At 60.9% G+C, this 13,939-nt stretch carries 10 protein-coding genes; 2 read left to right on the top strand and 8 right to left on the bottom strand.

Annotated elements, in window-relative coordinates:
- Positions 1-111: 111 nt before the first annotated feature.
- Complete coding sequence (ahpF, locus tag BN1130_RS18150; RefSeq protein ID WP_042043729.1) at positions 112-1,695, top strand: alkyl hydroperoxide reductase subunit F; 1,584 nt, start codon at positions 112-114, stop codon at positions 1,693-1,695.
- A 96-nt stretch (positions 1,696-1,791) separates the two neighbouring features.
- Here the strand turns inward: ahpF and BN1130_RS18145 are convergent, their stop codons facing one another.
- The 8 genes from BN1130_RS18145 to ydiJ form a co-directional block, all read right to left on the bottom strand.
- Positions 1,792-2,274 carry a GNAT family N-acetyltransferase gene (locus BN1130_RS18145; protein ID WP_042043728.1) on the bottom strand — a complete coding sequence of 161 codons (483 nt, stop codon included), beginning with the start codon at positions 2,272-2,274 and terminating at the stop codon, positions 1,792-1,794.
- 107 nt (positions 2,275-2,381) lie between these two features.
- Positions 2,382-3,644, bottom strand: coding sequence for an MFS transporter (locus tag BN1130_RS18140; RefSeq protein ID WP_042043727.1), 1,263 nt, complete (start codon positions 3,642-3,644; stop codon positions 2,382-2,384).
- A 182-nt stretch (positions 3,645-3,826) separates the two neighbouring features.
- Positions 3,827-5,035: an MFS transporter gene (locus BN1130_RS18135; RefSeq protein WP_042043726.1), complete on the bottom strand. Its 1,209-nt coding sequence runs from the start codon at positions 5,033-5,035 to the stop codon at positions 3,827-3,829.
- A 106-nt stretch (positions 5,036-5,141) separates the two neighbouring features.
- A complete protein-coding gene (locus BN1130_RS18130) occupies positions 5,142-6,071 on the bottom strand; it encodes a LysR family transcriptional regulator (protein WP_042043724.1) in 930 nt (309 codons plus the stop codon).
- A gap of 243 nt (positions 6,072-6,314) precedes the next feature.
- On the bottom strand, positions 6,315-8,198 hold the full coding sequence (locus BN1130_RS18125) for a DEAD/DEAH box helicase (RefSeq protein ID WP_042043723.1): 1,884 nt from the start codon (positions 8,196-8,198) through the stop codon (positions 6,315-6,317).
- Positions 8,199-8,390: 192 nt separating this feature from the next.
- Positions 8,391-8,840, bottom strand: a complete 450-nt coding sequence (locus BN1130_RS18120) for a hotdog fold thioesterase (RefSeq protein WP_042043722.1) — start codon at positions 8,838-8,840, stop codon at positions 8,391-8,393.
- A gap of 87 nt (positions 8,841-8,927) precedes the next feature.
- Positions 8,928-9,416 carry a hypothetical protein gene (locus tag BN1130_RS18115; RefSeq protein WP_042043721.1) on the bottom strand — a complete coding sequence of 163 codons (489 nt, stop codon included), beginning with the start codon at positions 9,414-9,416 and terminating at the stop codon, positions 8,928-8,930.
- Positions 9,416-12,475, bottom strand: a complete 3,060-nt coding sequence (gene ydiJ, locus BN1130_RS18110; RefSeq protein ID WP_042043719.1) for a D-2-hydroxyglutarate dehydrogenase YdiJ — start codon at positions 12,473-12,475, stop codon at positions 9,416-9,418. Before ydiJ ends, BN1130_RS18115 begins: the two co-directional genes overlap by 1 nt.
- Positions 12,476-12,644: 169 nt before the next feature.
- Here ydiJ and BN1130_RS18105 point away from each other — a divergent pair, with 169 nt between their 5' ends.
- A complete protein-coding gene (locus BN1130_RS18105; RefSeq protein ID WP_042043718.1) occupies positions 12,645-13,571 on the top strand; it encodes a cation diffusion facilitator family transporter in 927 nt (308 codons plus the stop codon).
- Positions 13,572-13,939 lie beyond the last annotated feature (368 nt).

The following is a 13,939-nucleotide window of genomic DNA, read 5'->3' as shown; positions in this document are numbered from 1 at the left end:
GGCCGGTCTGCTTTCTGGCCCAGTGCTTTCTGCATTCGGTGTTTTCTGTATCCCGTACTTTCTGTTTTCAGTAATGGCGCCGACCCGCAATCAGTAAGAAGGAATTCGACCATGTTAGATACCAACCTCAAACAACAACTCAACGGTTACTTGCAGTACATCGTCAATCCCATCGAGATCAGCGTGTCCGGCAATGACAGCGACAAATCCGCAGAGCTGCTGGCCTTAGGCCAGGAAATCAGCGAGATGTCCCCCAAGATTTCCATGACCGATGGCACTGCTACTCGCAAGCCTTCCATGAGCGTGGCGCCACAAGGCCAGGCCCCGCGCGTGCATTTTGCCGGCATTCCCATGGGTCATGAATTTACCTCCCTGGTGCTCGCCCTGCTGCAAAGCGGCGGCCACCCCTCCAAGGCCGATCCGGCCGTGCTGGAGCAGGTCAAGAACCTGAAGGGCGAGTTCCACTTCGAGACCTATATCTCCCTCTCCTGCCACAACTGCCCGGACGTGGTGCAGGCCCTGAACCTGATGGCGACCCTGAACCCCGGCATCACCCACACCATGATCGACGGCGCCCTGTTCCAGGACGAAGTGAACGAGCGTCAGATCATGGCCGTGCCGAACGTCTATATGAACGGTCAGCCGTTCAGCCAGGGCCGTATCTCGCTCGAAGAGATAGTCGCCAAGCTCGATACCGGCGCGGCCGAGCGCAAGGCCGAAGAACTCAACGAAAAGGCCCCCTATGACGTGCTGGTGGTGGGCGGTGGCCCGGCTGGCGCCGCTGCCGCCATCTATGCCGCCCGTAAAGGCATCCGCACCGCCATCGTCGCCGAGCGTTTCGGTGGCCAGGTGATGGACACCGTCGGCATCGAGAACTTCATCTCCGTGCCCTACACCGAGGGCCCCAAGCTGGCCGCCAGCCTGGAGCAGCACGTCAAGCAGTATGGCGTTGAGCTCATCACCGAGCAGCGTGCCGCCGCCATCAGTAAAGATGATTATGTGAACCTGGAGCTCGCCTCCGGTGCCACCTTGAAGAGCCGCGCCGTGATCCTGGCGACCGGCGCCCGCTGGCGCGATCTGAACGTGCCGGGCGAGCTCGAGTACCGTACCAAGGGCGTGGCCTACTGCCCCCACTGCGACGGCCCCTTCTTCAAAGGCAAGCGGGTGGCGGTCATAGGTGGCGGTAACTCCGGTATCGAAGCGGCCATCGACTTGGCCGGCATCGTCGAACACGTCACAGTGGTGGAGTTCGCCGACACCCTGCGCGCCGACGACGTGCTGCAGAAAAAAGCCCGCTCCATGGGCAACATCGACATCATCATGAGCGCCCGCACCACGGAAGTGATAGGTGATGGCAGCAAGGTGGTCGGCATGGATTACGAAGATCGCACCACGGGCGAAATCAAGCACCTTGCGGTGGCTGGTATCTTCGTGCAGATCGGGCTGGTGCCAAACACCGAGTTCCTGAAAGGGAGCGAAGTGGCACTGACTCGTTTCGGCGAGATAGAGATCGACGCCAAGGGCGCGACCTCCCTGCCCGGCGTCTACGCCGCGGGCGACGCCACCACGGTGCCGTTCAAGCAGATCATCATCTCCATGGGCGCCGGCGCCACCGCCGCATTGGGGGCCTTTGATTACCTCATTCGCACGCCTGAGCCCACTCAGGTGCAGCAGGCTGAGCCCGCTCTGGCCTGAGCCCCGTCAACCTGATCGCAAACCGGTGCCTTGGCACCGGTTTTTTTATTTCCATTGTCGGACAACGTTGCCGACCCCATGATGGCAGCGCCCCTGTCAACCGCGCGGGCCGAGCCACTTGCTCATGGCGATATTGGTCACCTCATAACCCAATCTGCGATAGAGGGCCAAGGCCGCTGGATTGTTGGCGAACACATTCAACCCAATGCTAATCAGCCCCAAGTCGCGGGCCAGAGGTTCGAGCAACTCGAAGGCTCGCTGACCATGCCCAAGACGCCTGGCTTGGGGCAAGATGGTGATGTCGAACACGAAGCCAGTGCGAGTCTCCCCGGATCCCCGCAGGGCAAACCAGAGTCCCCCCACCGTCTCTCCTTCCCCGTCGAGGATTTCGAACAAGCGATGATCGGCAGTCTCCAACCCTTGAGGCAGCAGTGCCTCGTATTCGGCCTGGGCGCGTGCGAGCGCCCCCACCAGTGGCCAACGGCCGGTCGCCACATTCTCCTCGGCGTAATCACGCCAGGATTGCGCCACATAGCGCTCATAATAAGCCTGGCTCATGGCCACCAACTCGGTCTTCATAATGGACTCCTCCATGATCTGTTAGCCTCCCTTGTGCCTGGATTCCCCGTGGCTCCCCCCTCTGTGTCACTGCTCGGTTCTGAGCCAGACGCCCTGTCAACGTCCGGCTAACTCGTCTGCCCATGGGGCTCGGCCAGCTCCACATCGGGTCTGGGCTCGAGCTCGGCGCTCATGGGCGTATTGGGTGGCACCGGCATAAACTGCTGGTGCTCCGCCAGGGGAACCGGTGCTCGCACCCGCTGGCGCCATATCAGAAACAGCGTCAACAGCGCACCACAGAGGCAAAAGTAGGCAAACAACCCTTGCGGGCCAAACAGGTGGATGGCAGTCGGCGCCAAGACGGGTCCTATCATGGCTCCCAGGCTATAGGCGAGCAGCAACCCCTGGTTGGCACTGAGTACCTGATCCGGCTTGAGCTCATCACAGGCATGACTGAGGCTCAGAGGGTAGATGGAGAACGCCAGGCCCCCAAACAGGAAGATGAGCCCGGTCATCAGCCACTGAGGCTGCGGGGCTGGCAGTATCACCATCAGCAAGGCGATGACGGAGAGCAAGGCGGCAAGGACCCCGATGATGAGTCGCCGATCGAAACGGTCCGATATGCGGCCTATGGGGTACTGCAGACACATGCCCCCCAGGATCACCACGGCCATCATGTTGGCAACCCGCTCGATGGGATAGCCACTGTCGGTGAAAAACAGCGGCAGCAACCCATAGATGGCCCCCAGAATGAGACCCGAGGTCATGCTGCTCCACATGCCCGCCGGGGTGAGGCGGAACAACTCGAGAAAGCCCACCTTCTGGGGCTGGATCATGGCTGGCATGGCCACCCGGGAGAGAGCAAGCGGGATCACGGAGAGGGAGGCGGCCATGGCGCACAGGGCGAAGGGCACCAACATCATGGGATCGATGACCTTGAGCAACAGCTGACCCGCCGCCAAGGCGCCATAGAGCAATATCATGTAGAGGGACATCAGCTTGCCCCGGTTGGCCGGGGTGCTGGAGACCAGCATCCAGGATTCGAGCACCACAAACAGGCCGCCGGTGGCAAAGCCTCCCAGCAGCCTGAGTCCGGCCCAGACCCAGGGATCGACAATGAGGCCATGCAGGATGGTCAGGGTGCAGATGAGGGAGGCATAGGCGGCGTAGGCACGGATATGGCCCACCCTGATGATGAGGCGGGCATTGGCGAAGGAACCGAGCACCAGTCCGGCAAAGTAGGCGCCGGACACCAATCCTATGGCCTGCGCATCCACCTGCTCGGCCGAGAGCCGTACCGTCAGCAGTGTGCTCATCAAGCCATGACCCAGAATGAAGATCACCAGACTGATCAGCGGGGAAATCACCCCTTGCAACCGCGTTGCCACCATAAACAGGCCACCCTCATTTTCAAGCCAGAACCACACAGGCTACGGATAAATGGCGCAGGCTTCAACCCGCACGGCGCCACCCAGCTCGGTTGAACGACCGCCATGGTTCACTCAGCCCCCGTATAATCTGCCCATGGGCAGAGACAAGCTCCCCCGCGGCTTCGTTGCCAGCACCGCCTGTTTCAGACGCTGGTCGAGGGGGAGATCCCCTTGGTCATGACCCCATAGAGCAAGGCCAGCAGTGCCAACCCGAAGCCAAGGCAGCCCACCCCCATCCAACCCGCCTGCTGCCAGGCCAGCATGGCACCGCTGGAGCCCAGGGTGCCCCCCAGGAACATCGCCACCATGAACAGGGTATTGATCCTGCCTCTCGCCTCGCCCCTCAGTCCATAGATCAGGTGTTGATTGGCGATCAAGGCACTCTGTACCCCCAGATCCAGCAAGATAACCCCCATCGCCAACCCAAACAGCGAGTGCCATGTCTCAAAGAGCCCCCATGCCAGCACCACCAGTAGCGCCCCCGCCAGCACCACGGGCTTAGCGCCCACTCTGTCCGCCATCCGTCCAGCAAGCGGCGCGGCCAGCACGCCGACGATGCCGATCACCCCGAACAGACCGGCTGCTTCAGCCCCGAGACGGTACTCGGAATGGGCCAGATAGAATGCCAGCACCGTCCAGAATGCGCTGAACGAACCAAACAGCAGCGCCTGGATCAGGCTAGCCCTGCGCAGAGCGGGCTCCTCCCGCCACAGGACACTCAGTGAACGCAGCAAGCGTCCATAGCTCATGGTGGAACGAGGCAGATGCAAGGGGATCATCCTGGCCATCAACACAGCCCCCAGCAGGGCAAGCGGCGCCCCTAGCCAGAACATGGCGCGCCAGCTGGCGTAAGCGGTAATAAAACCCGCCAGGGTACGACTCAAAAGGATGCCGCTTAACAGCCCGCTCATCACGGTGCCGACAATGGCCCCCCGCCTGGCTGGGTCGGCCAGCGCCGCCGCGACCGGCACTATCTGCTGGGCCGCCGTCGCCCCCACCCCGAGTATCACTGACGCCACCATCAATCCGACGGCCCCCGTCGCCATCGCGGCCATCACCGAGGCGACTGCAATCAGCCCAAACTGCCCCACGATGAGCCAGCGGCGCTCAAGTACATCCCCCAGTGGCACCAGGAACAGCAAGCCGGCGGCATAGCCCAGCTGAGTCAGCATGGCAATCATGGGAATGGCAGGCTGATCGGGGAAATCCCGTGCCATCACCTCCAGCATCGGCTGGTTGTAATAGATATTGGCGACGGCCAGGCCACAGGAGAGCGCCATGGCGAAGATAAGCGAGCGGCTGATGGCAACCTTGGGCAAGGTTGTCGACCGGCTTGATGGCGATGATGTCATGACACTCTCCTGGTAGATGATGGGCACACCGTGGCGCGCACGAACCTGATGAAGAGAGCATAACGATGGCCAAGAGACTCCGGTAGACGAGTGATCGCCATAACACTTATTCCACCGAGGAATGGCCCTGTTCCTTGTCGGCTGTCCGCTGAAGGCCAGCCAAGGCGGCCACGAATGCCACAAACGCGCGGGACTTGGCGCTTGACTGACGCCCCGCAGGAAACAACGCCCACAATGAGAGGCGGGGAAGCTGCCACTCGGGGAGCACCCTGATCACCTCGCCACTGGCCAGCTCGGGGGCAAACATCCACTCGGAACCTATGCCTGGTCCCACGCCAGCTAGCACAGCGGCGCGAACCCCCTCGGCGGCAGACACGGTCAGCCGCCCCTGGCCGGTAAACACAACCTGCTCTTCCCCACGGCAAAAGAGCCACTGCTGGCTCATACCGGGCTGGGGGCTATAGAGCACGAGTGGATGATCTTGCAGCTCTCGCGGGGATACGGGCAGACCTCGGCTCGCAAACCAGGCTGGCGTGCCCACGACGCTCATTGCGCAGTCAGCCAGCTTGCGAGCGACCACCCCGGAATCACTCTGCTCCCCCAGCCGCAGGGCCACATCGATACCCCCCGAAATGAGATCCACGTTGCGGTCATCGAGCTGGATTTCGATCGCCAGATTGGGATGGGCAGCCAGGAAAACCGGAAGATGAGGAATAATATGCAAGCGGGCAAAGGTCACGGGGGCGCTGATCCGCAGGCGGCCGCTCACACCGGTGCGGCATAGCTCAACCGCGGCTTCAGCCTCCCTGATATCATCGAGGATCTGCCTCGCGCGCAGATAGTAGGCCTCTCCGGCTTCGGTCGGTGTCAGGCCCCGAGTCGAGCGCAGCAGCAGTCGGCAACCCAGCTTCTCCTCCTGCTGTGCAATCAGCTTTGATATCGCGGGCTGGCCGAGATGGAGTCGACGTGCCACCGCCGAAAAAGAGCCCGTCTCCACCGCCAGCACAAAGGCCTCCATAGCCCCGAGTCTATCCATCTGTTATCCCCTTCTCGCACAGGCGCCGTGAGACCATGTATCTGATATGCAACGGCCATGGTCGCAGCCGAGTGTACCGCGAAACAGGGCCATGCCTAACAACCCTGGAGATAGATACAGACAGACTCGCTCACCGCCTTATGATGACGCCTGACAAGCCCACTGCCGCTCAGCATGGGGACGGCGGCAAACAGACATAAAAAAGGCCGCTCGATGAGCGGCCTCTTGGCATGGTGTCAGCGCTTAGCTATCGCGGCGCTTGCCAGCAAATTTACGATCTTTATTGAAGCCACCTTCACGGCGCTCTCCACCCTTGTTGAACGGGCGGTCACCGGCTGGACGACGATCCTTGTTGAAAGGACGGTCGCTGCGCTGCGGGCGTGGCGCTGTGTTGCTGCCGGCAGGCACTTCGGTATAGCGAGTGATCTGCAGCGGACGCTGGCAAACACGGGCCTTCTTGATCACTTCCAGTACATCGGCGGTCATGCCCTTGGGCAGGTCGACGGTGGAGAAGTCATCGGCGATGTCGATGTTACCGATGAAACGGCTCTCGATGTTCGCTTCGTTGGCGATGGCACCGACGATTTGACCCGGCTTTACGCCGTGATGGGCACCCACGTCTACACGGTAGCGCTCCATTTCCACATCCGGGTTGTCTTTGAGCGGACGCGGCTCCAGGGACGGCATGCGACGGGCAGGACGATCGCCACGGTCACCACCATCACGGTTGCCGAAATCACGGCCACCGTCACGACGCTCGAAGTCACGACCGCTGCCAGCATTGAACTGCGGCTCAGGGATGGAGTCATCCAGCAGCAGCGGTTGGTCGCCCTGTACCAGCTTGGCCAGTGCGGCAGCCAGTTCCAGCGGATCGACAGAGTCTTCCTGGATCAGCTCGTTGACCAGGTTGTGGTACAGCTCAAGCTCTTCGCCCATCATGGTTTCCCGGATGCGCTCTTTGAACTTGGTCATGCGATGCTGGTTGATGTCATCGGTGCTCGGCATCTTCATTGGCTCGATGGCCTGACGCGTTGCGTGCTCGATGGCGCGCAGCATGCGGCGCTCGCGGGGAGCCACGAACAGGATGGCTTCGCCTTTACGACCGGCACGGCCAGTACGGCCGATACGGTGCACGTAGGATTCGGTATCGTAAGGGATGTCGTAGTTCACCACGTGGGTGATACGCTCAACGTCCAGACCACGAGCGACGACGTCGGTGGCGATCAGGATGTCCAGCTGGCCTTGACGCAGCTTGTCGACGGTACGCTCACGCAGCTTCTGCGGAATGTCACCGTGCAGGGCTTCACAGGCGTGGCCACGGGCGGCCAGCTTGCCAGCAAGCTCTTCGGCAGCGTTCTTGGTGCGTACAAACACCAGAACAGCCTCATAGGGCTCGACTTCCAGTAGACGGGTCATGGCGTCCAGCTTGTGCAGACCGGTTACCTGCCAGTAGCGCTGACGAATGGTCGGTGCAGTGGAGGTCTTGGAGACGATCTTGATCTCTTTGGGTTGCTTCAGGTGCTTCTGGGCAACGCGACGGATCTGATCTGGCATGGTGGCAGAGAACAGCGCAACCTGGCGACCGGCCGGGCACTGATCCATGATCCAGTCCACGTCGTCGATGAAGCCCATGCGCAGCATTTCATCGGCTTCGTCCAGTACCAGTGCTTTCAGGCCGGAGAGGTCCAGGTTTTTACGGCGGATAAGATCCATCACGCGACCCGGGGTACCCACGACCACCTGAGCACCACGACGCAGGGCGCGGGTCTGGGTTTCGTAAGAGGAACCACCGTAGATGGGCAGTACGTGGAAATCAGGCATGTGGTGGGCATAGCGTTGGCACGCTTCTGCAACCTGCAGCGCCAGTTCACGAGTCGGTGCCAGCACCAAAACCTGGGTGTTGCGGTTACCAGCTTCCAGACGAGAGAGCAAAGGCAAAGCAAAAGCAGCGGTCTTCCCTGTACCGGTTTGCGCCTGCCCCAGCAGATCGTGTCCCGCCATCAGGTGGGGGATTGCTGCGGCCTGGATTGGTGACGGGCGCTCATAGCCCACGTCCTGCAGCGCTTTCAATACAGGCGCGGCCAGTCCAAGCTCACTAAAAAGGGGCAGTTGTTCGGTATCAGACATAGATTCTTCCAGATTAAGGCAGGCGGCTAAACACCGCGGAATAGCAAAAGGCGGCGATTATAGCGCCACTTTGTTCTGCTGTCTTGAAAAATGTGATAGGCCTCTCAAGACGTTGGCAATTATAGAGGGATCTTGCGACTATGGCTTGCTTATTTTTCAGCCATGGTGCGTGATGGCAGATCGCAATGCTCGCTAGCCCTTGTCCCGCTTGTGTTTGAGCACGGCAACCGTTAAACGGCTGGTACAGAGTAAACGTGCCCTTTCATCCCGAATTTCTATTTGCCACACCTGAGTCGTCGCGCCCAGGTGCAACGGCGAGCAGCGCCCCGTCACTCTCCCTTCCCGCTTGGCACGCAGATGATTGGCATTTATCTCCAGACCGACGCAATAACTGTCGCTGCCAACCGACATATTGGCCGCCACCGATCCCAGACTCTCCGCCAAGACCACAGAGGCGCCACCGTGCAACATGCCAAAGGGCTGATGGGTGCGCGCGTCCACAGGCATGGTCGCTTCCAGCCAGTCGGGCCCGAAATCAGAATACTGAATATCAAGATGAGCCATCAGAGTGTTGGCCGATGTCGCGTTGAGCCGCGCCAAACTTAGGGGCTGTTGCCAGATGGCGGCTTTATCGTCGTTCATGAAATGCAGATCTCCTTAAATGAGGGTGGACCTCATGGGGGAAACAAGATGACGGATGCCCCCTGTCTGAGCGGGTCGGCATCCGCCTCACCAGGGATAACTGATGCCGGGCCAGTCAGACCAGGCAACGTCTCGCCCTGGCAAACGGGGATGGTGCCACTGCCACACCTTGCCCAGCCAGGCACATAGCTCGGCCTCCAGCACGGCGTCATCGAGGGGCGCCTCGGCCACCTTCCAGAAGAAGAGCTCCACCTCCACCTCCGGCAGCACCGAGGGGTAGAGATAGACGCCGCCCCAGAACTCGGGCTCCCGACTCGGGCTCCAGAGGCCATAGGCGAAGGAGCGCTTGGCCAGGAACTCCGATTGCTGCCAGGCCAGATCCTCCTCATGCTGGCCGAGGCTGAACTGGGCGGAAGGCCAGATATCCTGGGGGCGAAACAGCTGATGCAACTGCTCCCGCTCGCGCAACATGGCCACAAACTCCACCACAGCCTGAGCCGGGTTGACCGGTAACAACAGAAAATCCGGGTGCCGCAAGGCTTGCGGCACCCGAAACCGCTTGGGCAAGCTCAGCATCAAAGTAATTCCAAAAGCGCCTGCAGTGGATGTTTGAGTTTCTCCCCCTCCATCCGTTTCACCTGGCTGCGACATGAGTAGCCCGTGGCCAGACAACGGCCCTTGGGTAGGCGAGAGAGCGGCTCGGCCCAGCTCAAGGCGTAGATCCCCTTGGAGTTGTCCACCTGTTTGGCATCGTGACCATAGGTGCCGGCCATGCCGCAGCAACCGACCGACACGGGCTGCAGGCGGGCGCCAAAGCGGTCAAACAGGGTGCCCCAATCGCCATGGGTGGTGGGCTTGGCGGTCTTTTCGGTGCAGTGGGCAAACAGATACCAAGGTTCAGCCGCCGTCGTCTCCTCGGACGCCTTGGGCTGCGGCGCAGGGATGGACAATAACCACTCCTGAGGCAGTAGTACCTGGAAGTCGCCACGGGCAGTACCCAGCGCCTTCACATACTCATCGCGATAGCAGAGTACCAGTGAGGGATCGACCCCCACCAGAGGCACATCGAGACGGGCCAGGCTGTTGAGGAATTGGGCGCTGTTGGCCGCGGTGCGGGCGAAGGCGCGCAAGAAACCTTTCACATGCTGAGGCTTGCCGTTGGGCAAGAAGGGCAGCAGATAGGGCTGATAGCCGAGCTTGGTCACCAGTCGGACCAAATCGCGCACCACGGGCGCATCGTAATAGCTGGTAAAGGGATCCTGCACGATGAGCACCACTTTTTGGCGCTGCTCGGCACTCATGGCTTCCAGTCCGGCCAGGTCGAAGTAGCGGGCACGGTCGTCGCGCAGCGTCTCGTTCAGGGTCGGGACACTCAGCAGCGGCACATCCACCATGCCGATGCTCTTGGCACTCAGGCGCTGAGCCCACTCCTTCTCCAGGAAGAAGTTGACCAATTTCGGCGCCTTGGCCAGCCAGGGGGTGTAGCTCTCGACGGTGCCGACGAAGTAATCCTTGGGACCACGCAGGTAGCGCGCGTGGTAGAGCTGAATGAAACGAGCCCGAAAGCTCGGCACATCCACCTTGATGGGGCACTGGCTGGTGCATGCCTTGCACGCGAGGCACCCCTCCATCGCCTCCATCACCTCGTGGGAGAAGTCATACTGGCCGCGGGCGCGGGCCACCGTATTGCGAAACTTGTCGACGATGCCCTTTACCGCTAAGCCACCGCTTTGCAGCGCCACCTCTTCGGCCAGGGGATCGAAGCCCTGCTCCGCCAGCTGGCGCAGCCATTCGCGCATCAAGCCCGCCCGCCCTTTGGGCGAGTGGCGACGGTCGCGGCTGATCTTGACCGAGGGACACATGGGGGAGTCGGTCTCGAAGGTGAAGCAGAGGCCGTTGCCGTTGCAATCCATGGCGCGGGTGTAGCTCTCCCGCACCGCAATCGGGATCTGGCGGTCAAACTTGCCGCGCTTGGGACCGTCAACTGACACCAGCTCGGCGCCGCTGCCATAAGGGATGCAGATCTTGCTGGGGTTGAGGCGGTTGGCGGGATCGAAGGCGCCCTTGACCCGCTGCAGCTCCTCCCACAGCTCGCCAAAGAAGGCGGGGCTGTATTCGGAGCGAAAACCCTTGCCGTGCTCCCCCCACATCAGGCCGCCATATTTGGCGGTGAGCGCCACCACCTGATCGGAGATGCGCCGCAGCAGCACCTCCTGCTCGGGGTCGCACAAGTCCAGGGCCGGGCGCACGTGCAGCACCCCCGCATCCACGTGACCGAACATGCCGTAATCGAGGCCATGACCATCGAGCAGGGCGCGAAACTCCATGATGAAGTCCGCGAGGGATTCCGGCGGTACGGCGGTATCTTCGGTGAAGGCCACCGGCTTCTTGCGCCCCTCGGCGTTGCCGAGCAGCCCCACGGATTTTTTGCGCATGCCGTAGATGGTCTCGATGCTCGGCAGGTGGTCACACAGCTGATAGCCGATGATCCCCGCCTCCCCTTTGGCCAGCAACTCATCGATACGGCGGCACAGCTCGGTCACCTTGATCTGGTGCTCGCCCTCGTCGGTATCGGCAAACTCGACAATGTTGAGTCCCTGCAGATCCTTGCCTGGCACGTCCTGGATAAGGTCTTTCACCGAGTGCCAGATGATGTCGGCGCGAGCCAGCCCCAGCACCCGGGAGTCCACGGTTTCCACCGACAGGGCATGGGCCGCCACCATGAAGGGGGCATTGCGCAGGGCCGACGGGAAGCTGTCGTATTTGACGTTGACCAGGGTGCGATAGCGGGGAATGGGGGTGATGTTGAGGCGAGCCTCGGTGATAAAGCCGAGCGACCCTTCCGAGCCACACAGCACCCGGCTTATATCCAGTGTGTCGGTCTCGGGGTTATAAAGATGTTTGAGATCGTAACCGGTCAAAAAGCGGTTGAGCTTGGGGAAGATGGCCTCTATGTCGGCGCGGCGCTCGCGGCCGATGCGATAGAGGGTGCGATAGATCTCCCCTTCCCGGCCCTCCAGCACCAGCTTGTCGGCGAGGCGGGCTCCCGTGACGGGCTCACTGGCCATGATGTCGCCATTCTCCAGCACGGCTTTGAGGCCGAGCACGTGATCCGAAGTCTTGCCGTAGACCAGCGACCCCTGTCCCGAGGCATCGGTGTTGACCATGCCCCCCAGGGTGGCGCGGTTGGAGGTGGAGAGATCCGGCGAGAAGAAGTAGCCGTGGGGTTTGAGGTAGGCGTTGAGCTGATCCTTCACCACCCCGGCCTGGGCGCGCACCCAGCCCTGCTCCAGATTAATTTCCAGGATCTGGTTCATATGACGGGAGAGATCGACGATAATGCCGCCGCCCAGGGACTGGCCATTGGTGCCGGTGCCGCCGCCGCGAGGGAAAAAACTCAAGGTGGCGTACTCTGGCCCCTGAGCCAGCTTGAGCATCACCGCAATATCATCCGCGCTGCGCGGATAGAGTACCGCTTGTGGGACTACCTGATAGACGCTGTTATCCGTCGCCATCGCCAACCGGCTTGCATAAGACTTTTCGATATCACCACGAAATGCGCTTCGCCCTAGCAACTCAAGAAACTGCAGGGTTGTGGGTGACAAACTGTCCTGGTAATCGAGTCTCGGGATCATGAATCCTTGTTGCCTTCCATTGCTTGATGCCGGCATACCGGCGACTACGACGGCCCGACACGGCTGCGTTGGCCGAGTCGTGGGCGGTCAGCTCACATGTGGCGGCCAGTATATCAGCTAGAAAACCGCTTGCGATCGGCAATATTCACCATTTGAAAGGAGGATTGTTATGGCTCACCTCAGCCATGTTATCAGTACGTTTATCACCACCGAGAAACAGGCGCTGACCCTGTCACTGTTTGGCTGCATCAGCTTCGCCATCTTCGGGATCGGCTATGGCCTGTTCGCCGGTTCCAACGCCATCATGCTCGATGGCATCTTCACCCTGTTCAGCATGGGTATGACGGGCTTAGGGTTAATCACCGCCTACCTGGTGACCCGCCCCTCCGACGCGCGCTTCCAGTACGGCTACGCCCATTTCGAGCCCATCACCAACGTCATCAACGGCACCATCATCTTGCTGCTCTGTCTCGGCGCTCTCCATAGCGGCATCACCTCCCTGATGGAAGGGGGACGGGAGATAGACCTCGGTCACGCCCTCATCTATGCCGCCGTCTGCACCTTCTTCTGCGCCATCATTTACCGCGTCGAGGCGGCGGTGGCCGAGCGCGTCGATTCCGAACTGGTGCGGGTCGACTCCAAGGAGTGGCTGGTCGATACCCTGCTCAGCGCCACCCTGCTCATCGGTTTCGTGGTCGCCATCGGCCTCGACGCCCTCGGTTATGGCCACTACAACCGCTACATAGACCCCGTGCTGGTCACCCTGCTCGCCCTGTGTGCCACCCTGATCCCCATCAAGGTGCTCGGTCGCAACCTGCGGGAAGTGTTGAAAATCGCCCCCAAGGGGGATGTCTCGGCGCGGGTCGAGCGCGAGATAGACGCCCTGCGCCAGCGCCATGGGATCGAGTGTTACAGCCATCTGGCCAAGAGCGGCCGTCGCTTCGATCTCGAATTGAACATACTGGTGGCCCCGGATCAGGAGTGGCCCATAGAGCGCCAGGATGCCCTGCGCCAGGAGCTCTGGTCCCGCCTGGGCGATACCCTGGGGGATGCCTGGCTCTCGGTCTGCTTCACTCGCGAGAAACGCTGGCTCTGATCCAGCGCTTGCCATCCTGATGCAACGCGGGGCCCCGTCGCCCCGCGTGACAAATGTCCCAAACAGGGCCTCCTGCAGCCCGCTGCCTCGCCTAGCGTCACGCTCGCCGCCCCTCTCCTGCCCGTTATTGCTCTGTTTTTTTTAATCTTAAAACCATTGACAGGGAAAACCGTTTGTCGAGTCCCTTGAATCAATAACCATTTTCAGCAGCACAAAAATTTTCGAAAATTTCGTTGCTAAAATTAAGTAGGCCAGCTATTTATTTTCGCCAAGGACAAACGGCAGACTACGCGCCGAAATACAGTGATGTTGTTATCCACCAAACAATAAAAACAAATACACTTATTCCACTTTGTTAAACAGTTAAG

The organism is Aeromonas rivuli (assembly GCF_000820045.1).
Lineage (GTDB): Bacteria > Pseudomonadota > Gammaproteobacteria > Enterobacterales > Aeromonadaceae > Aeromonas > Aeromonas rivuli.
The sequence above is the reverse complement of the archived record's forward strand: the minus strand, read 5'-3'. Positions and strand labels throughout refer to the sequence as shown.

Excerpts from the sequence above, each read along its gene's own strand:
- ahpF (WP_042043729.1), top strand. The coding sequence starts at position 112 with ATGTTAGATACCAACCTCAAACAACAACTCAACGGTTACTTGCAGTAC.
- BN1130_RS18145 (WP_042043728.1), bottom strand. The coding sequence starts at position 2,274 with ATGAAGACCGAGTTGGTGGCCATGAGCCAGGCTTATTATGAGCGCTAT.
- BN1130_RS18140 (WP_042043727.1), bottom strand. The coding sequence starts at position 3,644 with ATGGTGGCAACGCGGTTGCAAGGGGTGATTTCCCCGCTGATCAGTCTG.
- BN1130_RS18135 (WP_042043726.1), bottom strand. The coding sequence starts at position 5,035 with ATGACATCATCGCCATCAAGCCGGTCGACAACCTTGCCCAAGGTTGCC.
- BN1130_RS18130 (WP_042043724.1), bottom strand. The coding sequence starts at position 6,071 with ATGGATAGACTCGGGGCTATGGAGGCCTTTGTGCTGGCGGTGGAGACG.
- BN1130_RS18125 (WP_042043723.1), bottom strand. The coding sequence starts at position 8,198 with ATGTCTGATACCGAACAACTGCCCCTTTTTAGTGAGCTTGGACTGGCC.
- BN1130_RS18120 (WP_042043722.1), bottom strand. The coding sequence starts at position 8,840 with ATGAACGACGATAAAGCCGCCATCTGGCAACAGCCCCTAAGTTTGGCG.
- BN1130_RS18115 (WP_042043721.1), bottom strand. The coding sequence starts at position 9,416 with ATGCTGAGCTTGCCCAAGCGGTTTCGGGTGCCGCAAGCCTTGCGGCAC.
- ydiJ (WP_042043719.1), bottom strand. The coding sequence starts at position 12,475 with ATGATCCCGAGACTCGATTACCAGGACAGTTTGTCACCCACAACCCTG.
- BN1130_RS18105 (WP_042043718.1), top strand. The coding sequence starts at position 12,645 with ATGGCTCACCTCAGCCATGTTATCAGTACGTTTATCACCACCGAGAAA.